The following is a 21,436-nucleotide window of genomic DNA, read 5'->3' as shown; positions in this document are numbered from 1 at the left end:
ATCGGTCTGGATATCGCGAAGAACGTTTTTCACGCCCACGGTGCCGATGCGAGCGGTCGAGCGCTGTTCAGCCGCAAGATCAGCCGCACGAAGTTGCTGGAGTTTTTCGCCCGTCAGCCACAGTGCCTGGTGGCGTTGGAGGCCTGCGGCGGTGCGCATCACANCGCCTTCGCTTCCACCGCCCGAACCCGCCGCCAATCGAGCCCAGAGAACAGCGCCTCGAACTGGGCGTGGCTCAACGTCATCAGGCCATCCGTCACCGCAGGCCAACTGAAGGTGTGCTCTTCGAGGCGCTTGTAGGTCATGACCAATCCGGTGCCATCCCAGTAGAGGAGCTTCAGCCGATCGGTCTTCCTGGCCCGGAATACAAAGACCGTGCCGGTGAACGGGTCCTCGTGCAATGCGTTCTTCACCATCGCAGCCAAGCTGTCGTGGCCTTTGCGGAAGTCGATCGGCTTGGTCGCCACCATGATCCGCACCCGGTTCGAGGGGAAGATCATGGGATCGCCGTCAGCGCGCGTACGACCGAGGCAATGCGGATCGCCGAGGCGCCTGGCTCGAGCCGGATGATCACCGATCCCATCATAATCTCCGGCCCAGCCGATGCCGCCGGCTCCACCGCCGTCACATCCTCCACAACCGGAGCGACCAGCAGCGTCGCGAACTCCACCGCATCCTCTGGTGCCGGCAGCACCAACTTCCCCCTCCGTGCAAGGGTTCGCCAAGACGAGACATGGTTAGGCTTGAGCCCATGCCGCTCGGCAACTTCACTAATGGTCGCTCCGGGCCGCAACGTCTCGGCGACAATCCGCGCCTTAACCGCATCGGGCCACTGCCGATTGCGGCGCCGCCTACCGCCATTTGTGAGAAGCTCCATTGTAGCGTCCATGGAGAAACTCCCGCACTCACATCAATCAGTGCGCAATCTCATGGCTCACAAACGGGAGGAAGGTGAGGGTAAGACACCGCTTGCCCTGCATCTTAGCCCCGTGTCACTGGTAGCTTCTGGCCTGCCTGCAGGGTCCGCTTTCAGGACCACGTCAACGATACGCAGTGACCGCAATGGGGTCGTCACAAGCGGACCGTCGGCTTTTGTGTCGAGGCAGCGAAAACAGGTCTCAGTCTTTCATCGAAGGCGACTTGCGTAAGCGGCTCACGTGTGGTGTTTCACAACCTTGTCCAAGACCCCATTAGCAGGTCAATTCGATGCAGGAGGAGGCATGACGGTTGAGATGGTGACACACTTTCGCTCAAGCATCGCTCCGGCGTCGCTTGAGGACTACGTTTGGGTCAGGTCGAAGCTTCAAAGCTACGACTTGGGAGGCATCTCGAAAACGACTGCGGACGTTTTGGTCGAGGTGGCCTTGAATGAAGACAAGCCGACGGGCGGTGTGGTCTATTGCGAACGGCTTGGGTGGATTCACATAGAATCTCTGTGGGTGGAACCGTTTGCGAGACGAACCGGGATCGGTAACGCGCTCTTAGAAAAAGCAGAGTCGTTTGCCAAGGCCAGACAGCTTCTTGGCGTCAGATTAACCACCACCAGCAAGCACTTGGCTTTAGGGATTTACCAAAAGCGAGGCTACCGGATCGATGCCCGGTATCCTTGCCGCATTGGCGAGAACGACAGCATGATCGAAATGCTATTGTCGCTTTTATTGTAAAATCTGGCCATCCCGCATTTCCACTATCCTGGTGGCCTGCGCTGCCCTGGCCTTTTCGTGCGTGACCATCACCAGAGTGGCGCCCTGGCGAACGAGGCCAGTCATGAGATCCATCACCTCGTCACCGTTACGGCTATCCAAATTACCGGTTGGTTCATCCGCCAGTATCAAAGCCGGGCGCCCGACCAGGGCCCGCGCGATTGCAGCTCTTTGTTGCTGCCCTCCCGAAAGTTGGGACGGGTAGTGTCGGGCGCGGTGTGACAGGCCTACTGCGAAAAGTGCCTCATCTACGCGGTGAAGACGCTCAGCTCTAGGAACAGAACGGTACTTGAGGCCCACTTCGACATTTTCATGTATCGTAAGATCGGGGATAAGATTGAAACCTTGAAAAATGAAGCCGATGTTGCGGCGCCGATGGTGCGTTAAAAGCCGTTCGTCCGCGTGAGATAAATCGGATCCCATTACTTGAATTTGTCCTGCGTCGGGCCGATCAAGGAGACCGATGAGAGCCAACAATGTCGACTTTCCGCAACCCGATGGCCCGGTGACAGCCACAAATTCGCCTTCCGCAATATCCAGGGAGACTTTGTCTAACGCGGACGTTTCGACATCGGCCGCCGCGAAACTTCTGCTTACGTTGCGCAAGCTTACTATCATGTGTCGACTCCTACTGAATGCGAAGCGCTTCTGAAGCGAGGAAAAGCGAATAACTGGACGTGATAACCTGATCACCCGCCCGTAATCCGGAAATGATCTCGATAAGTTCCGGCGTACGACGCCCCACCTGAATTTCTCTTCTGTGGGCCATGCCTGGCTCATCAACTACGAAAACCCAAGATCCGCCGGTTTGCTGAAGATATGGTCCAACAGGCAGTGACAGGGGCTTACTGCCGTCGTCGCTCACTATGACCTTGCCACTAAGAGCTTGGCCTCTGCGCAGCAGTCCGGGCAGGGGCGTTTGAAACTGTGCATCAAAGCTGATTTGACCGTCGACGATCCCAGGCAATATCTGGGTGACTCGAAGTCTTCCCTCTCCGGCCGCGTCTAAAAGAATTTCTTGGTCCAGGGCGATTCTAGGCAGGTAAAACTCGTCAGCCGTAAACCGTACCTTGAAACCGCTCTCACCATCTACCGTAGCGACGGGGCTTCCGGCTCCGATCTGCTCCCCTACCGTGAGATCGAATGACCCGATTTGACCTGCGCTCGGCGCTCGAATCAAAAGCGCATCCAGTTGTGCCCTGCGCCGTTCGGCGACCTCAGAAAGAAGAGAGGAATTCTGACCAATAGAGGCCGAGACCTCGTCTGAGAGGCTGATATCCTCTCGGACTGCCGTCTCCAGCAGTTGCAGCCGGTTTTCCTGGTAATCTACCTGACCGGCCAGTTCATCCCGGCGAACGATCGTACCTACCCCACGATCGGCAAGAACCGTAGCCCGATCAAGCTCGGCCCTTAATTGTGCGATTTGATACTTCGTATCGACGACAGCGAGCTTGCTCTGCGAGATGCTGCTCGCAAGAGAGACTTGTAAAGCCCTTTGACTATTGACTTGCTCGGTCGCCTGAGTTTCAGCCGTAAGAACCTCAAGTTCGAGAGCGGAGTTTGACAGTCTGACGATGGGCTGCCCCGACACTACGTTGTCGCCTGGGGCGACGAAAATCTCCTTTACTTGGCCCGATATGGTAGCGGACAAAGTCACTGATGCCATAGGGACCACAGAACCCCTGACCGAAACAAACTCGACCAGTGGGTTTGCGACAGCAGTGGAAATCCGAATTTCTGACGCTAGCACCACCGGCGTTCCAAAGAGTAGCGGGGAAAAACGCCAGATCATTGCCCCCACGGCCATTGCGGCAAGAAGGCCCAATGCCATAGCCTTCCACGGGAGTTTCCTGATCCTGACTTTATCATTGGGTGCAAGCTCCACCCTTATTGGCGTAACTGTCGCTCCCTTACGTTGATAACTCGCTGGATGATTCATTGCTCACGCCTCAGGACGGTCGCCGGATCAGTCATTGCCATGCGGAACGTTTGAAGGCTCATGGAGAACACTCCGACTGCGCCTGCGGCCACGATTGCTATTAGAAACGGCCATGGCGACAGAGATATGCGTTGAGCAAAGCCTGTTAGCCACCACTGCGAAACGATGAACGCTGCAGGTACGGCTAAGACAGCACCTATCGAAAGCGGGCGCGTCAGCATCCTGAGAAGTTCGGTTGAAACGTTCCAACGAGAAGCTCCCAAAGCTTTCCGGATGCCCATTTCTTTCTGTCTGCGTTCTGCTGCGAATGTAGCTGTTCCAAAAACTCCAAAAGCCGCGATCGCAAGGGCTGTACCGGCCAAACCAAGAAAAAATCGGAAGGCCTGATCCAGAGGTCGATACAACTCCGCCAACCTTTCCCTCAGAAAAAAGTAGTCCAAGGGTATTTCTGAAAGTGTGGGCCAGGCGCTTTCAAGCGCCGCTACAACATCCGCTCGGGCAGCTGCGCCGAAACGCACCGAAAGGTACCGAGCTCTCTCGCCAAGCTTCGTGAATGCCAAGGGCTCCGTATTCCCTATAATCGATTTCATGGGTATGTCGGCTGTGACCCCAATGATGGTAAATGGCACCAAGCCATCTGCGCTTGCCATCGACACGGACTTACCTACGGCATCGACATTCTCGTAGCCCAATGTCGAGGCCGCGGATGACGTGAGTACTATCTCGTTCGCGCCTCCGCCTTCCGTCCCGGGCCGGAAAACCTGCCCGCCGATCGTTTGAATTCCGTAAGTCGCGAAGAATCCTGAATCCACCGCATTGGCAGCAACACCAATCGGTTCAGGTCGACCCGTGCTGGGGCTGGCAATTCCGATCAGCGTTGTCGAAAAGTCTGTCGGAACGATCTCGGACATGCTCACAGCGCTCACGCCAGGAGTTTCCTTCATAATATTTGCGAGAGTGTATGTGCTTGCCGCTGGAAATGGTGCTCCCATCCCATCGACTATGAGCACGTCGTCATCGCCCGTGTTGATCGTCTCGTCGCGAGCGAGGCGAACCTGGTCCGACATGACCATAGTGACGACGATCAGCACGATGGACACGGCGAACTGCATCGCCGCGGCAGCGTTTCGCCAAAAGGCGCCTCGTCTTTTGGTCTCGCCTCGTATTGCGTCGACCGGCTTGGTGTTTACAGCGCCTGCGTTGGAAGCCAGCAATGTCCAACCTGAGATAGTCAGAGCTATGGCTGGAACGGCCAGAATGACGATAAAATCAACTGGCCAACTCGGTGTGAGCTGTTGCCCGAATTGCGAGGAGAGAAGCGGCGCTGAAAGGATGATCAAAAGCAGTGCGGCACAGATTGCGCTGCCTGTTACAATCGCGCCCCTCTTCACGAAGTCCGAGACGATTTGTCTCGCATCAGCTCCAAAGGCCTTACGGACACCGATCTCAGTGATCCGGCGTTCTGACTCCGCCGCAACCATGATTGAGTAGTTAAAGCACGCGACCAACAGAATGACCGTCCCGACCGCCGCTATGGCCGCTACCAGCACCTTGCTACCGCCCTGATTAAGCTCGCCGGCAGGCATTCCGTTGAGGTGGATATCTGCTACTGGCATCAGCTCAAGTTCAGGAGCGAGTGCTTCGGCTTGTGGGCTTGGCATAAAGGAGGCACCCGGTAGCGTGCCCAAACTGGACTTCAGTAAATCTGACGCCCCCTCGCTGGCCCGCACGTAAGTGTGGACGAAAAACTCTCCAGACATGCTAGTACTGTCGGCGGCAGCCAGCTTTGTCGTGTCGGTCGAGGATGAAATCAATAGGTTTGGGCTAAGGTGGGAACTTTGCTGGTGCTCGATTAGTCCGGTCACCTCTACCAATTGGCCATTCGTCTCAAACGTGCGGCCGATCACGTCCTCTACACCGAATAGGCGAGACGCTGTGTCTTTTGATAAGACGGCAGTGTTTGGTCTCGCCAGAGCTCCGCTTGCACTGCCTGCTTCCAAAACTATGCCGAAGAACTCTAGAAAGTTAGCGTCAACAACATAGGCTTCCAGCCTTCTGACGTCGCCGCCCACGCTGACGGGAAGTTCCTCGCGAGAAAGCCTTGTGAAACCAGCCAACGAAGTGCCTGCTTGGCTCTCCAAAGCCGGACCGGTACCCGCTGTTGCGGAAGGCAAATATATCGGATCACTACCAGGTGGATTAATTGTTAGGTTTAGGCGGTAGGTCGTTTCTAGGTGCGGCACGGCGTGATCGAAAAAAAGTTCACCCCGAACGAAAATAAGGCATAGCGAAACGACTGCGAACGAAACGACTAACCCAATCCAGGTAACGGCGGAAGCGAGCAAAGCGCCGCTGAGCTTGGAAGTCATGCATCACCTCCGGGGCGCCTGCCACCTAGGGTTCGTGGGAAAATTCTGGCAGTGGAGTCCGGGGGTCGTCTTCGACGTAAGTCAGAATGTCTCCAGGCTGACATTTCAATTCGCGGCAAATCGCAGCAAGCGTTTCGAACCGAACGCCTCTCACTTTTCCTGATTTCAGAAGTGAGAGATTCGCCTCGGTAATTCCGATAGCGGAAGCTAGGTCCTTCGACCTTGTATTCGTGCGAGCGAGTATGACGTCCAAGCGTACCACTATGGGCATCTTTCAAACGATCATCTCGTTGTCCTGCTGGACGTCCGAAGCATGTGCCAAGACCAAGCTGAAAAGCCAGAGTATTGCTGCCACGGCATAAAGCACTAACGATTCCGATGAGATGGTGAAGGCCACCACTCGACTCCCCGTAGGAGCGTTCATCGTCAGGATAGCCGAAAGAGCAGTCTGGGAAAGGATGATCAGCGTTGCGTAGATCGATACTCCCAGTGCGATCCTGCGCACCAGGAGAGAGCTGGTTGTGGAGAGCAACCTGCCTTCTGAAAAATGCTGAAACAGGGCGCGAAGGCTCATAAGGACAATGCCGATCGCGCCTACTGAAATGAGCGTCACCAGGAGCCCGGCAATGCGTTGCTCCACCGACAAGGAAACCTCGGGGGAAAAATAGACTCCCATGAGAATTCCCGCGTCTGCCAAAAGCCAGTACGCGATAGTCGCAAGGGGTATGATGATCATCAACGCGCCGCACGCGACCGATCCGTATCGCGCAAGCCGAGCGATAAGTTTCGACCGCTTGAAGGGCACAGACATTCTCGACACTCCGCTCTAGGATGTTGGAGTTATCGTATCGCAATAATTCTCTCCTGCAAATAGGGACCTCGGGGCCATAAGGCCCCGAGGAAAAATGTTCTTAGAAGGAGTGTTTCCAGATATCGAAGGTCCAAGCGGACTGATTGTCCATTCCGGATTTGGCGCGCTCGGCGAGTACTTCGCTCGCATCCGCCGCAGACATGCGCGTTTCGGCACGGTCAAGGCGAGAACGCCCCTTCACGACCATCGCGTTCAGGATGGACTGTTGGCGAGCCGAAAGGTTTGCACCAAAGGAAAGGATGCGGTCGGCGACGCCATGCGAAGCCGGTAGAGTGGCAGTGTGCATAGTCTAGTCCTTTTCTGGGCTGATTGACGGAGATTGCCGACACGGCTCCGCCTCGCCCAGCAGGCGGTTGCCGGCAATAAGTACCTACTCTGCGGCGAGAGCGGGGGTGGATATCGTGTCGCTGATCTTCCGGAGGAGTGGCTTCAACCCGCAGCACCCGTTCTGGTCCTGCAAATGCGTATGGGTGAGCTTCCGATCGTGGGGGCATCCACCATTGCAGGTCGCATACCATTCGCACGGCTCTGATTTTGCTTTGTAGCCCGACAGCTCAAGTCTGGCGGCAGCCAGCTTCGGCGAGTTCGATAGAACTTCGTTAAGATTTCCCTGGAACAGCGAACCGTATTCGTACTCTTTGTGTCCGACGTACTTATCGCAGGCGCTTATGCCGCCGTTGGCCTCAATCGTCAGATACTTACCCTGGCAATTGCCCGCGAACACACAAAGGCTATTCCCGCGGTTGGCCACCTTGTCCACGAGCGACGACAATGAGCGGATATCCAAGCGGTCTTTGTAGTCCGACCACCAAATCTCGAACAGATTGCTCATGAACTCGACGTATTGAGGCCATGGTATGTAGGTTCCCACTACGGCGCACCCATCCGTGTCGTTCTCTGGCAACACGTTCAGAACGTCCATTGCGCCGGTACCGGTGGATACGAAGAAATCCAGGAGATCTCTGGGTGGTATCGCGGCGATCTCCGCGTCGATGACCGCCAACAACCCGAATGGCACCTCATTTTCCTTGAAGCGCCGCAGCGTTTCGAAAATACGTTGCGATGTACCGTTACCGTCTTTGTCTACACGCCTCGTATCGTTCAGCGCCGGTGGACCATCAATGCTAACTCCGACGGAGATGCCATGATCGCGCATGAAAAACATGACTTCGTCGGAGACATCCACGGCATTGGTTTGAGCGCTATTGGAGACGGAGACTCCATCCGTGAGGTAACGCTGCTGCAGCCAAAGCGCATTTCGGAGAAACTTCGTACCGAGAAGGGTGATTTCGCCGCCATGCCAAACAAACTCGACATGCTTGATGCCAGGCGCGAGCAGGGCGTCTCGAATGCTGCGCGCAAGCACTGTGAACGACATTACATTGCCAGGGCCCTCGCGCCAGGAGTGACAATAGGTGCAGCGCAGGTTGCAGAGGCGCGTTCCTTTCATCACCAAAACCATCGTCCCGGCCTGGGCCCGCGTCTGACTGACCTCCACCTCTTCTATGGCAGCCAGGGTCGCCAACTCCGACTGGTTAAGCACCTCCGCTGCCGGCAACGCGCGTATCTTCATGGAAGCAGGCTTCGTTTCGCCAAAGAGGAGCGTCCCGAACTCCGCCTGCTCTTCTTCCGACAATTCATCGAAAAGCGCTCCCAGAAGCCCGTACACTTCTCCAATCTCCTGTCGGCTCGGCTGGCCAGGGATGGATTCTCGGACTCGGCGCTCAGATACTTTGTGACGATCCAGATCCAATTCCATTTCTGCACTCCCCTAGAAATGAAAGACGCAGTAGAGAAAGTTTACACTCTCTCAATGATCTCCAACCTAATGCACCAAAATCTGTTGATGAGAATATTGGAGATTGCGTGATCTAGTCTGGTGCTTTGGGGATTTAGTCACAACATAGCAAAATAACATCTTGACTATTCTGTAGACTTAATCTAGCAGACCCGCCGTCATTGCTGAAACTACTGCCTGCGTGGATGTTTTTGACTGAAGTTTTTTGCAGGCCTTTTGCAGGGCGGCGCGTACCCGACTTTCTGAGACACCTAGCCTGGCAGCGGCCGATTTCGGCGTTTCGCCCTTCATCAAAAAACTGAGACATGCAGCCTCGCCCTTTGAAAGGCTGGGCATGGGCAATTCTGTTGTCCGCATCTCATGCACACGGTTCTGAACGGCATAGGCTGCCGCGGTTATATGACGAACCAAGGCTAGCGGCAGCGCCTCCCACTCCCTGTCGGAATGGTTTGAAGTGACTGAAAAGATGCCGGCTGCACCACCAATCCCTAAAACCGGAAAGGCTAAGCCCCTCAGTCCGACGCCGTGCTGTCTTGCATCTTCCAAGAACATGAGGACGTCTGGCTCCTTGGCCATTGCCAAGGACCACTCGCATGGCAACGAACTTTCGATTGAGCGTTTAGTGATTGGATCGATATGACGATAATTCTTCAGGTGATACCGTTCGATCCAGCAATCAGGATAGGTGGAAACCGCCTGTTCCAGCGCGGTTTCCACCGACCGCGATCCGGTTGGAATATATGTCAAATGGGCTAAACCAAGTTCTCTCGCGAGCTCTCGCAAGGTAGCGATGATGCTCGTTGGGGCAGTAGCCGACTTAATGCTCTGGACGTAGTCCGACTCGTGCATATGCATTTTGAGCACCCAGCAATGGAAGTCGTTTGCGCTGCCAACCGATGTGCCAGCGCATGTGCCAAAAGGCATTCTCAGTGAAATTATTGTTTGGCGATAATTATCGCTTGGGCGTTAGGTGTCAATATCGAACTGCCAGGGCATTTTACGCACCCTGGCACCACCCCCACCAAAGCCGTCCGACAGGCCGGCGACCAAACCCCTACGAACCCCAGCTGGCCGGTAAACTTGGATGTGCCGACAGGGCAGAGAATACGACGCGACTTTGATCGTGAGCCTGCAGAAACTTTCGAAGACCGAATAGCCCCGCATTCTGTAGACACCTTCGGGTCAGTCCAAGCCAACGTCTGCTTTTAGGTTTCCGACATTCACCTTGGACGGCGGTAATCGGGTCGGCAGTTGCCATTGCCCGCTCCGCGGCTCACGGCAGCTATTTCCAGATCGTCTCCCGAAAGCTGCCAGTCCGCTGTCGGCCCCAAAATGGCCGTTGGCACCCAGACCACTAACGACAGAAATGGGGTCGGCAGCAGTCTGGCAGCGATGCGCCCCATTCCGGCCGTTCAGATCCATATCTGGGAATGCCAAAAGCTGCCGTTCGGCCTTTCCCCTCAACCAAACTGGCTCGGTAAATCACTGCGTCACCAATGAGGCGCGATAAAGCGGTGTTGTTGGACCTTGAGCGTTCACGAGTCCAATTCACTAGCCAATTGGGCTCGTGCCAGCCCACTTGTGAAAAGCCCCAGTTGCAGACAGCAATAGAAACGTTATGGCGTAAACGGATTGTGCAGATCGGCAGTAATCCAACTGCGAGCACTAGGGGTGGTATCATGGGCATTTTTAGATCAACGTCAGTTGCTTCCATCGGAGTTGTATCGGCGCTGGGTGCAGGATCGGGCTATGCGCAAGGCCTCAGTGATCTCCAGGGAATGGCCTCCCTCACGGGCACGTGCGAACGGCTGGTGATGGATGGCAAAGACTTTTCTGCTGGTTGCTCCACCACCATCATTCAGTCAATCTACAGCACGGGGCGGACCGGCTTCACTGTGACGGTGGGTGACAAAGGGACAGTCGTAACCTTCTCGGGAGCTGAAGGCGCCAAACCCGACCCAGACTCCCAGTTGCAGAGCGTCGATAAGGTTATCCTGAACTTGGGGATCGAAGGCGTCCCGCCTACTTCTTCAGCGACAACAGGCAACTGCGCCTACAGCAATCCATACAATGGTCCAATGACCATAAGCTGCCAAGCTATCGACGACAGGGGCGGTGCATACCTCCTTCAGTTCAGGACCGATGGCTCCGAGCCCAAATTCACCGACCTTGATTCCAGCGCAGAAACGCGGCCCTCATCCAACCCCCAGGAATTCACAGTCGGCGCTTGGGTGGGAGCACCCTTAGCGGACGACCCCGATGGGGGCTGCCTAATGGTAAGAGACGTCAATCAGAACGTGACGTTAATGGTCTACGCCAACGGCAACGAAGCGTTCGAACTCAACTTCCACAATTCGAAATGGGCACTCGAACCGAACGCTAATCTAGACGCTGACCTGCTTTTCGATGGCACGACCTTCCCCATCGCTGACGTTGAAGTGCGAAATCCGCAGGTCATTACCTTGTTCGGTGGTGGCGAGGAGGAGGGCTTCCAGCCGCTATTCGAGTCGAGCTCAGAACTTGTCTTCCGGATGGGCAGAGAGCAGATCACAGTAGATCTCGCCGGATCATCGGCCGCCACCGCCAAGCTTTGGTCCTGTGTCAGCCCTTAACTTTCGGAGCATGATGAAACCTGATCATTGCTGACTGTTCGCTCGAACTCAGGTCCGTTGCCGGCCGAGTAGCGACACAAACTCAGCTCTCGTGTCTGCTTGAGCCCGAAGCGGACAGGCGTCCGCTGGCGTTGACCAGCCGTGAGTCCCTTTCCGGCCATTGGCCTTGCCACTGCGATCTCCCGAAAGCGGACGTTCTCCTTCGACGACCCGGCGAGCGGCTAGTTGGAAAATCGGTCTTTGACAGCCCTCCGTGAGGTATGGACCGCGCTCGTAGATTCCTAAAGGCTTTACTTCTGCACTATCCATTCCAGCACCTGTACAACGGTGGTGGGATACACAGGTAAGGAGGCTGGCGACCATTCCCCTGGAAACTTCGTTTTTGTCCTGAGAAATGCCGGATCATCTGCACATTGGTCCAGCAGTCGCTGAATCGCCGGATATCCGGACCACAAAGGCCTGCTCCCAGACCTAGTAGCATTAACATGAGCTGGCCAGCCCGAGATGAGCAAGCCAGCTTGAGTGCCGGAAGTACATCGGAGCACCAACGCTCCAAGTGTAGTCGAAACCCAAAAGACGAATGGGTTTTCGATTTTGCACTAGCGATTCCGCTGCCTGCTATCCTACCAGCGAGACGGAAACTTAAACGGCAACGGGATCGAGAGGCCCGTTGATCCAAAGATGGGTCAACCGATTTTCGGCCGGTAGCACGTCAGGTTCCCATCGATAGCTCAGCACCTCAGAGGAAATCACTGGCAGCTTCAACTCATAGGCCGCCAGAAGCATTCCCACCGCCGTAGCTCTCGATCCCATGGGGGTCACGATTATCGACGAATGCGTGTTGCCGAAGACGTGCCGACGGGCCTGCGACAACCTGATGATGGATCGATAGATGTCGAGGGGATTATAGTCCGATGCCAAAAGCACGCTCCTTGGGTCGACACCCCAAGCCTCGAACTCGGCCGCAAACCGCATTGCGATCTGGTCTGCGGTCCTTGGATCTCGAGTAGGAAACGGCAGGATCGGGCAGACGTCGTCCGGATTGACCGCATCGAATATCCGAGAGCACTCGGCATTGGTATTCAGCCTGAGCTGCGGGAGCCAAAGCCGGCCCTCGTTCGGGGGGCGGACATCTCCAAGCATACCGCTGTCGAATGCCATGCCGTGGGGACTATCGATCCTGTCGGAATATGTCGGCACCGCGCGTCGGTCGGAATCCGGATTGGACGCCAAGAGAAGGTGTAGGTTGATCCCCAGAGCCGTGGACTTCTCCAACAGAAGTGAGAAGACGGGGTAATAGACGCCAACCGAGATTGCACTGACATCCAAGAAGACGTCGCTGAATTCGGTCAGGTCGATCTTGTTCAGCTCGTTGACGAACTTTCGGCCGCCCACCACCGCGAGGTCTTCCGCGAAGATCGCGGCCTGTATCGTCACCGCAGTCGGGAACATTTCCCGGAAAGCTAACTCGTGCCGGTTCCCGCTTGTCACAAGCTCTGCCGCTGCGTCGCCGCGTTCCTCGCGCAACGCGATCGCATGGGTCCGGGCCCCCGCCAGTTCGTATATCTTGCTGGGGAAAATGAGCGATCGAGGATCGAAGCCCGCCGCACCGATGAACAAGTGCCGACGATCCGGGCTTGAAAGGTATTCCTTCAAGAACTTGTCGACGGAGCCCTCGTCGTGGCGGACACAGGTATCCCAACGGCCCGGCATTACTCGTCCCCCCGAATGGACAGCTGGAGCTCCTTGAGGGTTTTGTGCACGGTTCCTCCCCGTCGCAACGGCAGTCCGTGCATCAGGACCAAAGGTCCGCCGAGTTCGATCAGCGTCCAGGGCCGCCCCTTGATCGTCCGGTCGGGCAATATCGAAATCGCGTTATATGCGACCCCGTACTTTAGCACGGACAGTAGCTTGTCGTTGGAGGACTTCAGCGCTTCGAACTGCTCTTGAGGAATGGCGACCGAATTCGCTCCGGCCGACAGGGGTGCGTTCGGAAGCATGGTCCGGGCCAATGCGACCTGGGCGATCCAATCAGTCATCGATCGCACCTCCGAGCTGAATGGGAAGCTCCATTCTTCGACCAGAGACCGGCCCACATCGCGAAGGATTTTGTTTTGCTCGTTGGCGTCCAAGATGTGTCCGCGGTCCCGGATGATCTTGGTTTCAATGGCGTCGACGATCGCAGCCGCGAAAGTCAGGAACTGCTGCGCATTTTCCCAGCTACCGTCCGCGAGATCGGAGAAGCCATAGTAAAATGGCGCCCCGGTCTCGTGCATCAACTGGAGTCTCGCACCGGCCACGATTTCGGGGCCGATGTTAAGTTCGCGGGAAGGCTCGGGATCCTCGTCGTCGAAGAGGGACGTCTGGGTGCGACCTGTGTAGCGGTGCAGCAAGATCGACGCGACCTTCAGCTTAACGCCGCGGGTCATGTCAGATTTATTGGCGGAGAACGCCTCTACCTCGGACATTATCGTGGAGACGCGATCAACGTTTACGTTTTTCTCGGACCGGTGCTTTTCTATCGCCGTGTCCAGTTCGCCGATGGCTTTGTCGGCGAGCTCCGGGAGGTTGGTCTCGAGCAATGACGACAGGCTGACCAGCCCCTTCCGGCTGAAAGTGTCGAGTTGGCTTAGCGCCCTTTTCGAGATGTCCGTTGCCATGGAGCGAAATTCCGACCGCTCTCCACCTCGACCTTTCTTGCCTCCCTGGAGGCGAATATATGTCAGCTCCCGCTGGGCCTCGAACCCCGCCTTCGCCTCGACATCATCATCCTCGCCAAGAACTTCCTTCGACCCGAGGACATCGAGCCGCGTCAGAACCCAGCGTGCGGGACCGATTTCGCGCTGACGGAGCCATTCCGTCATGAATTCATACTGCTTGCCGTGCAGGTCATGCGCGTCGTCGAGCAGCACCAGCGGCTTGATATCGCGAGGTTTGCCGTCGCTAGGCGAGTGACGAAACGCTTCGATCGCGTTGAAAGGGTCGTAGGCGTCAAGGTCCCCAGCCGGCAGGTCGGCCTCACTCGGCGGGATAAGCGCACGCGTTATCTTGAATATGGCCGTCTCAACAGACTTTGCCCTCAGGGCAAGCTCGTCAAGGCTCCGCCCCCCCACCGACTCCAGGCTGGCGCTGCCGACTGCACGGGGCACGATCGTGACGGTATCGGGATCCAAGCCGGCGGTCTTGAAGCCACTGACCCACTCCTGAACGGCTCGGGCCTGGATAAGCCTGGCCAGGAACTTGTTTCGAAGCTCGGGACTGTACGGCAGCTCCCAGATTTCGCGATACCGCGGATCCATCGGTAGCCTGCTGCCGGCAACCTGCGGCAGCCCGTTGGCCGTAGCCCCGATCTGCGTCATCGCGTCGAGCAGATCACGATGTTCTGGCAATGTAGCCAAGCGATTTAGCGTCGACAGCGTACTGAAGCGCAGAAGCTTTGCGAACGTGGTCTTCCCGCTTCCGGGTGTTCCGGTGAATATCACCAGTCTGTCGAACAATGCCGACACCTTGGGCGCAACGTACGCCCGCACCGGAACAGCGCTCACGGTCGCTAGGAATGCATCGTCATCGCGGAGATGTTCCGAAGCGCGTTTCAAAAAGGGATTGAACATCAGGTGTGCCGCTGTCTCCGACGGAATAGGGGCCGCATGGCGTGGCCTGTCTCACCGGCCGACTCGGCCCATATTATAGGCAGGCTATTGTTCGGCGTATTGTGATCGAGCACCACGGTCAGTGCGCAATCCTTGTAGCCGGCATTGATCGCGGTGCCACCACCGCCGGCAGAGTTGTGCCGGCTTTCGATCGCCTTGTCATAGTATCGGTGGATCAGCGACTTGAGGGGATCGACTTCGACATCGTGTCTGGTCGTGGACGGAAGGAGGTAGCCGTAGGTCATGTCGAGTCCGGCCGGCAACTCTAGTTTACTGTCGCCTTCCGACTGGCGGATCAAAAGTTTGGACGCTGCATCCGCCTGCGTCGTCGATATGTAGTGATGCACGCCAAGCGTCCACCCCTTCTCGAAAATGCTCGACTTGCTCTCGGTCATCGCGACGCGGTCCAGGAATTTGGGGATCTTGCCCTTCCAGGCCCCGTTCACCTCGCGACGAATCAAAGTCGTGCCGGATGCGGTGAAATCGTCGACCAGGTAGGCTCGGGCAAACAAGGCATTCGGGTCGCCCGTGTCCGTGCGCAGGTCCTTCACTAACCCTTCCCACTTCTCGTCGTCGACCTGGTGAGAGACGATGATCTGCTCGTTGGATAGGCTGGGGTTCGCGTGCCTTATAGCGTCGGTGTGGGCACCCTCGCTCAAGGCGACAAACAGCGTCTGTCGCAACAGCTTGCGAAGCTGTGCGGGCCTTTGTGCTGCCACGAGCCAATCCGGTATGGACTCGCGCCGGGCTACCTCCCCGATCGCCCAAGGGAAGACGACGTCCGGATAGAATGACTCGACCAGTCGACGGATTTCAATGGGACCGAAATAGACGAGGTTTTCCTTCATCAAGGCATAGGCGGCAGGGCGATCATCCTGTTCGAACTGCCGCAGCCACCCGGCCAGGCTCTCGAGAAAGCGGGCGCCGGCGACGAAATCGCGATAACCGTCGTACTTGAGCTTAGCCATAAAGCCGAGCCACTGGTATTCCTCGCCCGCAGTGCGGTCGTCCCAACCCATGATCTCGGCGAGTAATCGGAGTGCTACCGTTTTATTCATTGTTCAATTTCTTAAACAGCTGTCGCCATTCTCCGCGCGCGGATGACAACAGCAGAATGTTCACGTATCGTTCACGCGCCATCCGCCGCTAAAAATGATTCACTACTACGCCCAGGCAATAACATGACTGTCCTATCTAGCAAGATCGACAATCTTGCCGCCACCCTTGCGGTCGTCGGAAGCAATGATCTTGCAGATTTCACCAATTTTTTTCACAACGGCCTGGACCGCGGCGCTGTTGTCGTTGGCTCCGGTGGCTCGACCGCGACCGCGATGTTCTTCGCCCGCAGTAGAGATACCCGCGGCGCGCCACCCACGATAATTCGGACGCCGCTGGAATTCGTCTTAGACAATTTCAGCTTGGCCGGAACCCCGGTCTGGCTATTTACGGCACGTGGCGAAAACCCTGATATCGACGCAGCTTTATCGGCGGCGGTAAAACGGATGGCTAGCGAAATCTATCTAGTTACCAGTAATCCGGACACATCCATACGTTCTAGATTTCCGTCGATACTTAAAACCATCGTCGTTCCTGTCGCTGACCCCAAAGACGGTTTCCTTTCCACTCACTCGCTGATGAGTGCGGTATGGGGCACCCTGTTGGCCTCGTCGTCGACCATGGCTGGTTCCGGCCAGAATCTACTGTCGGCGCTCGACGCCATGCTGCTGTCCAGGATCGCGGCTGACCATCGCACTTCGCTGGGCGACGCGCTGGTCGATATCGGAATGAAGGAAGACGACACGATCCTTGTCCTTCACGACCCCAGCCTCCTGGCTGCGGCAGTGACGATCGAGACCTCGATCTGGGAAGCAGCGCTCGGGAGCGTACAGAGGGTGGACTTCCGGAACTTCGCGCATGGTCGCCATACCTGGTTCGCCAAGAATCTAGAGAGCACCACCGTGATCGCCCTGACTGGCCACGCGACCAGGCGGGCCTGGGAGGACTTGCGCACCCGGCTGCCTTCGTCGATGCGCAGCATCGCACTCGACTACGGTAATTGCGGCAGGTTCTCGGCTGCCAAAGCTGTACTGGACGCCCTGCTTTTGGTCGAAGCTATCGGCCGTCGCGTGAATATCGATCCCGGTAAGCCGGGTGTCGGCGAGTTTGCCAAATCCATCTACGAGGCACCCTCACTTATTGAACTTGAGCAAAGCCTCTCGGGCGGTGCCCGCAAAAAGCTGGCTGCCGTTTTGGAGTATGACTCACCCGACCACCCGCAGGCCGACATCGTGATGGCGCACTCCGCGGCGACCGCCTCCCTGGCAGGATCGCGTTTCAGTGGGCTGGTGCTGGACTACGACGGCACCATGGTGTCCACGGATCAACGTCTCGAACCAGCTTCCAGAGAGATCGTCGGGCAGCTGGTCCGCTTGCTGGACGAAGGAATGAACCTCGCGTTCGCCACAGGTCGCGGGGGTTCCGGATGCCGAGCCCTGAGGGCGATCATACCGCCCCAGCACTGGGATGACGTTCTGGTCGGATACTACAACGGAAGCTGGCTTCGCCCCCTGTCAGTCGATATCGAGGCGCAACCCGCTGACCCCGACAATGACCTCGATCCGGCGATCGCTTGGTTGTCGGAGCGCACCGGCCTCTTCAACAACGGCAGGAAATTCCGTCCCACCCGCCAGATCACGATCCGGCTGTCCGAGCTAGTGTCGCCCGCCGAGTTCAACGACGCTCTGGAAAATGCGTCCTTCCTGCGGGACGGCTCAGTCAGAATGGTGAGATCCGGTCATTCCATCGACATCATCTCTGCGGCTAGTTCAAAAACCAATGTCGTTCGCCACGTTCAGTCTGCGATCGGAACGGATCTTTCTGTCCTATGCGTTGGGGATAGCGGGGATATCGGGGGTAACGATTTCGAGTTGCTCGGGTACCGACATGGCATCAGCGTGGGCCGAGTCTGCCACCGCGCGGACTGTTGCTGGCCCCTGTTCGGTGACCATCTGACCGGACCGGACGCACTATTGGCCATCTTGAAAGGTCTGAGGCAGTCGTCGCATGGTGTTTTCAACCTGACATTGGATGACGCGCTCGAATGATCACAGAGAATAACGACCACGCTGCGGTGGACGTGGTCGGGACCGGCTTCATTACCTTGGACGTGATCTACGAAGACGGTAGCCGTGCTGCCGAGGCTCTCGGCGGCTCGTGCGGCAACGTTCTGATCTCGCTCGCACGGCTCCACCGCTCGGTGGCTCCTGTCGCGAGACTGGGACTGGATGCCGTGGGCGGATTTCTCGTGGACGAATTCCGTCATGCCGGCGCCGTCACTAAGTACATCAGCCAGTCGGCCGACATCGGCTCACCGGTGTTGCTGCAGGTGGTCGAGACGGCCACGGGGACACACAGTTTCAGTTTCACTCCCCAAGGATCGAATGAGAGGTTCCCGCGATATTCCGCTATCGATGCGGGACAGGCAGTCGCGGCCCGCAACCTGATCCGCGGTTGTTCCGTGTTCTATGCGGACCGCTTGACCGAGACGATCGCCGACGCGATGGAAATGGCGTGGAGCGCTGGTGCCGTGGTGTTCTTCGAGCCATCAGAGATCGGGGACGAGACTCTCTTCCGCCGCGCGGTCCGCCACGTGTCTGTCCTCAAGTGCTCGGAGGAGCGGATATCGAGCCTGCAAGACGCCCCCGTCGACGAGCACGCCCTTACTATAGTGACGCACGGAGCCTCGGGCCTCGAGCTTCGCCAGGGGCAGAAATCAATGTGGTGTAACGCAACTCCCGCGGCCCGGGTGGTCGACACCAGCGGCTCGGGCGATATGGTCAGCGTCGGATTGATCGACTGGCTGGTCCGACATAAGCGTCCCCGCGCTCGGTGGGACATAACCGATCTCGCGGCGGGTGTTCGTGCGGGTCAGGTGCTGGCGGCCACCAATTGCGCATATCTCGGCGCGCGCGGCGTATTCGACGGTATCGGTGTCGATGGTGTTCGCCGCCTGTTGTCGGAAAGCTGAAGCTTCCCGACTATTCCGCTGCCTGCATCGTACCCCAGGTGTCGAGCTTGCCCGTGGGTGACTGCAGTTCGGACCGGAGCTCCATCAGCATTTGCCCCAACATATTCTGCCCGACGCCGTTCACCTCGCCCCAGAGCCTATTGACCGCATTGTCTTCGGTCGCGGTCTCGATAAGGCGGGCATCGCCGGTGGATACCAGCAACGAGCGCAGATCATCATGTTGGGTGAACTTTGCCGCTAGGACGCCCCGCATGCGATCGAACTTGAACTTGGACCAGCCGGGCGCGACGTCCCAGTAGTAGAGTCCGTGAGCAGCCATCGCCAGCAATGCCGGCGACGGTGCATCCATCAACCAACGCCGGACTTCTGGCTTCCGTGCTTTACCCGCCTGGTACGCGTGCTCGGAGGTCTTGAATGTCTCGCCCTCGAACACGATCGAGCGGCGGAAGAGATTGCTGAAGGCGCCGAACGGCTTCTCGCTCGCGCGATAGAACCGTATTTCCGAAACGCTCATGGATACTCCTTGCCACCGACCTGCGCTAAAGTATATGCAGATTTGCATGAACATCAATAGGTCTGCTTCGAAAGAGCTTGGAAAACGCCTGGAGGCTCGGCGTATCGAATTAGGCTATCGCCACGAGCAGATTGCAAAAGAGTTAGCCATCAGCCAGAGCCAGGTTAGCAGGGCCTGTGCAGGGAAGTTTCAGACCGTATCGCAAACAATTATGCAGATATGCATGTTCCTCGACGTCGAAGTCGTGCTGCCGGGGCTTTCCTCGAGACACGAGGAGCGACTAACCGCAAAAATACTTAAACTGTGGGACAGGACTCCGGAGGGCGCCGATCGACTGTTGCGGCTGCTGGATGCCCTGGACGAAGTGGCGGCCGCCGGCGCCGCGTTGGCAAAGCTACCTGTTCATGCGTCGAGGTCTGTCATGACGGATCGCACCGCACGCGGTCATGAAACATCCACCGAGGCCGCTAACGCAACTAAGCCATCGGACAAGCACAAGCGGCAGAAGCGAAGCTAACGGAAATGGGGAAGCGGCCTGTACCGCTTCGACTGTAGGCATAGTCCTTGATCAAGGCTGCCTCCCGCGGGAACTCCGCCAGTTCTGTCGGTGCCCCCGGGGGCGGTAATTGACCGCGAAATAGGTACGCCCCCCCATGCGTGCTCCAAACAGACCGCTTGCGGCCCCGGAAGCGTCGCCGGCACCATCCCGCGCCCGATGACTGCTTTCTCTAGGGCGGCGACAAAAGCTGCCTGACTGCTTCCGGCCCCAGATGGGCCACCGGTAGTGGGCTCCGCTCAATGGCCGCTTTCTATGACCGGCGATCAAAAGCTGCCAGTCTGCCAGCGGCCCCCTATTGTTCGATGGCACAACAAAAATTACTCAAAGAATTTGATCCAAAAAGAAACCCCGCGCGGACGAACCGGCGGGGTTGAGGTTTTGGTGTATTACAGTGCTCGGATTGTATCCGACCGGGTTGCGAGACACAACCGATAGCGTGACGACGTCCGCGAATTTTGCGTGACGAGATCCGAGGAGGTAACGGGAGCGTTCGATAGGTTTTCCGAAATCAGGCTCCAACCAAATCGCCATCGGGGTTGGACGTTAGGCAGCGAGCCTGACGCACCGATTCCATTCGATCTGCCTGTGCCTCGTGATCCGGATTGAGACTGGGGAAGAACGAAGGGTCATCGTGCTCGTCACGCTTGGCGATCCGCAGATGAATGGCTTTCACGGTCGCTGTGCGATCATAGCCGTATCGATCGACGAGGATCTGACACGCAAGCGCAGCCAATGTTGACACGCCGACCATCGCAGTGACCATCAGCCGGGCTGCTTCCTCGCGGTCGCCTTCCGTTCGCTGCCGGATGTCGCGGAGCACTTCCGAGAACTTGAAGCTAACGGCTTCGACGATCGCTCGGTCGCAGGCCTGTGTATCAGGACGTCTGGCCTGCTTCATACGTCCGCGCCTCTTCGACTGGCGAACGGCACCCGCCGCCAAATCAGCTTCCCGCTTTTTGAGTCTAGTACGTGCCATGAGGAGTATATGCGACCCGACGTTGCAAGGGACAAGCGTTACACCGTAACGCCGGATGGGCGCGCGGGACTGGAGCCCCCGGGGCTCGAGCCCCGTCGTCGACTTGCAAGCACGCGCTTGTCCGCTATCGGGTATATAATAAAAAAAGATCTGCTATCGATGATCAGTGCGATTCATCCCTTTGAGCACGCAACGCCTAAAATCGAAGAGGATCGGTCTGCGCCGGACCTCCGCTACCGGTGTCGCCGCTACCAGTCGGTCGCTGCTTCCTGTCCGAACAGATATCGACCCTGATCGATTCCTATCCGACCAGCTAGCTAAGGGAGAGTTAGATATCTATTCTTTCTTTATAGCCTAACGCGATAAGGGTAGGTGTATCTAAATAGACTTTTAATTTCAATGCACTAGAATTTTTGAA

The 21,436-nt window shown here is 57.2% G+C and carries 20 protein-coding genes and 1 pseudogene; 6 read left to right on the top strand and 15 right to left on the bottom strand.

Features of this window, described 5'->3' with window-relative positions:
- Window positions 1-163: pseudogene (locus ASE94_RS21475) on the top strand (IS110 family transposase); the annotation flags it as partial.
- A gap of 1 nt (window position 164) precedes the next feature.
- On the opposite strand, the gene tnpB reads toward ASE94_RS21475, so the two are convergent.
- The coding region (tnpB, locus tag ASE94_RS07305; RefSeq protein ID WP_156352053.1) for an IS66 family insertion sequence element accessory protein TnpB at window positions 165-500 on the bottom strand (336 nt) is incomplete at its 3' end.
- Complete coding sequence (locus ASE94_RS21575; RefSeq protein ID WP_280137168.1) at window positions 497-877, bottom strand: transposase; 381 nt, start codon at window positions 875-877, stop codon at window positions 497-499. The genes ASE94_RS21575 and tnpB, both read right to left, overlap by 4 nt.
- Window positions 878-1,220: 343 nt before the next feature.
- Here ASE94_RS21575 and ASE94_RS07295 point away from each other — a divergent pair, with 343 nt between their 5' ends.
- Window positions 1,221-1,664 (top strand): GNAT family N-acetyltransferase, encoded by a 444-nt coding sequence (locus tag ASE94_RS07295; protein WP_062629806.1) that lies wholly within the window; start codon window positions 1,221-1,223, stop codon window positions 1,662-1,664.
- On the opposite strand, the gene ASE94_RS07290 is transcribed toward ASE94_RS07295, so the two are convergent.
- The 8 genes from ASE94_RS07290 to ASE94_RS07260 all read right to left on the bottom strand — a co-directional run bounded on the left by ASE94_RS07290 (window position 1,656) and on the right by ASE94_RS07260 (window position 9,529).
- Window positions 1,656-2,321 carry an ABC transporter ATP-binding protein gene (locus ASE94_RS07290; RefSeq protein WP_200913605.1) on the bottom strand — a complete coding sequence of 222 codons (666 nt, stop codon included), beginning with the start codon at window positions 2,319-2,321 and terminating at the stop codon, window positions 1,656-1,658. The genes ASE94_RS07295 and ASE94_RS07290 overlap by 9 nt on opposite strands.
- Window positions 2,322-2,331: 10 nt before the next feature.
- Window positions 2,332-3,642, bottom strand: a complete 1,311-nt coding sequence (locus tag ASE94_RS07285) for an HlyD family efflux transporter periplasmic adaptor subunit (protein ID WP_156351970.1) — start codon at window positions 3,640-3,642, stop codon at window positions 2,332-2,334.
- Window positions 3,639-6,011 carry an ABC transporter permease gene (locus tag ASE94_RS07280; RefSeq protein WP_082461039.1) on the bottom strand — a complete coding sequence of 791 codons (2,373 nt, stop codon included), beginning with the start codon at window positions 6,009-6,011 and terminating at the stop codon, window positions 3,639-3,641. Before ASE94_RS07280 ends, ASE94_RS07285 begins: the two co-directional genes overlap by 4 nt.
- A gap of 25 nt (window positions 6,012-6,036) precedes the next feature.
- Window positions 6,037-6,282: a helix-turn-helix transcriptional regulator gene (locus tag ASE94_RS20620; protein ID WP_082461037.1), complete on the bottom strand. Its 246-nt coding sequence runs from the start codon at window positions 6,280-6,282 to the stop codon at window positions 6,037-6,039.
- A 3-nt stretch (window positions 6,283-6,285) separates the two neighbouring features.
- Entirely contained in the window at window positions 6,286-6,822 is a 537-nt protein-coding gene (locus tag ASE94_RS07275) for a hypothetical protein (protein ID WP_062629803.1), read from the bottom strand.
- Between the two features lie 100 nt (window positions 6,823-6,922).
- On the bottom strand, window positions 6,923-7,168 hold the full coding sequence (locus tag ASE94_RS07270; RefSeq protein WP_062629802.1) for a DynW-associated RiPP peptide: 246 nt from the start codon (window positions 7,166-7,168) through the stop codon (window positions 6,923-6,925).
- Between the two features lie 84 nt (window positions 7,169-7,252).
- Window positions 7,253-8,641 carry a radical SAM protein gene (locus ASE94_RS07265; RefSeq protein ID WP_062629801.1) on the bottom strand — a complete coding sequence of 463 codons (1,389 nt, stop codon included), beginning with the start codon at window positions 8,639-8,641 and terminating at the stop codon, window positions 7,253-7,255.
- Between the two features lie 177 nt (window positions 8,642-8,818).
- Window positions 8,819-9,529, bottom strand: a complete 711-nt coding sequence (locus ASE94_RS07260; protein WP_062629800.1) for an autoinducer binding domain-containing protein — start codon at window positions 9,527-9,529, stop codon at window positions 8,819-8,821.
- An 830-nt stretch (window positions 9,530-10,359) separates the two neighbouring features.
- On the opposite strand from ASE94_RS07260, the gene ASE94_RS07255 reads away from it, so the two are divergent.
- A complete protein-coding gene (locus ASE94_RS07255; RefSeq protein WP_156351967.1) occupies window positions 10,360-11,292 on the top strand; it encodes a hypothetical protein in 933 nt (310 codons plus the stop codon).
- Between the two features lie 642 nt (window positions 11,293-11,934).
- Here the strand turns inward: ASE94_RS07255 and ASE94_RS07250 are convergent.
- Genes ASE94_RS07250 through ASE94_RS07240 form a run of 3 tightly spaced genes read right to left on the bottom strand, consistent with a single transcriptional unit; the run spans window position 11,935 to window position 16,000 of the window.
- The gene (locus tag ASE94_RS07250; protein ID WP_062629798.1) at window positions 11,935-13,005 is read right to left on the bottom strand and encodes a hypothetical protein; all 1,071 of its coding nucleotides are present in this window, start codon (window positions 13,003-13,005) and stop codon (window positions 11,935-11,937) included.
- A complete protein-coding gene (locus ASE94_RS07245) occupies window positions 13,005-14,903 on the bottom strand; it encodes a hypothetical protein (protein ID WP_062629797.1) in 1,899 nt (632 codons plus the stop codon). Before ASE94_RS07245 ends, ASE94_RS07250 begins: the two co-directional genes overlap by 1 nt.
- Window positions 14,903-16,000 carry a hypothetical protein gene (locus ASE94_RS07240; RefSeq protein ID WP_062629796.1) on the bottom strand — a complete coding sequence of 366 codons (1,098 nt, stop codon included), beginning with the start codon at window positions 15,998-16,000 and terminating at the stop codon, window positions 14,903-14,905. Before ASE94_RS07240 ends, ASE94_RS07245 begins: the two co-directional genes overlap by 1 nt.
- Window positions 16,001-16,123: 123 nt before the next feature.
- Between ASE94_RS07240 and ASE94_RS07235 the strand changes: the two genes are divergently transcribed.
- Both ASE94_RS07235 and ASE94_RS07230 read left to right on the top strand, forming a co-directional pair.
- The gene (locus ASE94_RS07235; RefSeq protein ID WP_062629795.1) at window positions 16,124-18,046 is read left to right on the top strand and encodes a hypothetical protein; all 1,923 of its coding nucleotides are present in this window, start codon (window positions 16,124-16,126) and stop codon (window positions 18,044-18,046) included.
- Window positions 18,043-18,969 (top strand): PfkB family carbohydrate kinase, encoded by a 927-nt coding sequence (locus tag ASE94_RS07230; RefSeq protein WP_062629794.1) that lies wholly within the window; start codon window positions 18,043-18,045, stop codon window positions 18,967-18,969. The genes ASE94_RS07235 and ASE94_RS07230 overlap by 4 nt, the downstream gene beginning before the upstream one ends.
- 10 nt (window positions 18,970-18,979) lie before the next feature.
- Here the strand turns inward: ASE94_RS07230 and ASE94_RS07225 are convergent, their stop codons facing one another.
- Complete coding sequence (locus ASE94_RS07225; protein ID WP_062629793.1) at window positions 18,980-19,483, bottom strand: NADAR family protein; 504 nt, start codon at window positions 19,481-19,483, stop codon at window positions 18,980-18,982.
- A 46-nt stretch (window positions 19,484-19,529) separates the two neighbouring features.
- On the opposite strand from ASE94_RS07225, the gene ASE94_RS07220 reads away from it, so the two are divergent.
- On the top strand, window positions 19,530-20,000 hold the full coding sequence (locus tag ASE94_RS07220; protein WP_156351964.1) for a helix-turn-helix transcriptional regulator: 471 nt from the start codon (window positions 19,530-19,532) through the stop codon (window positions 19,998-20,000).
- Window positions 20,001-20,550: 550 nt separating this feature from the next.
- Here the strand turns inward: ASE94_RS07220 and ASE94_RS07215 are convergent.
- The gene (locus ASE94_RS07215) at window positions 20,551-20,940 is read right to left on the bottom strand and encodes a hypothetical protein (RefSeq protein WP_062629791.1); all 390 of its coding nucleotides are present in this window, start codon (window positions 20,938-20,940) and stop codon (window positions 20,551-20,553) included.
- Between the last annotated feature and the right edge of the window lie 496 nt (window positions 20,941-21,436).

It is taken from the genome of Devosia sp. Leaf64, assembly GCF_001421945.1.
Classification (GTDB): Bacteria; Pseudomonadota; Alphaproteobacteria; order Rhizobiales; family Devosiaceae; genus Devosia.
The sequence above is the reverse complement of the archived record's forward strand: the minus strand, read 5'-3'. Positions and strand labels throughout refer to the sequence as shown.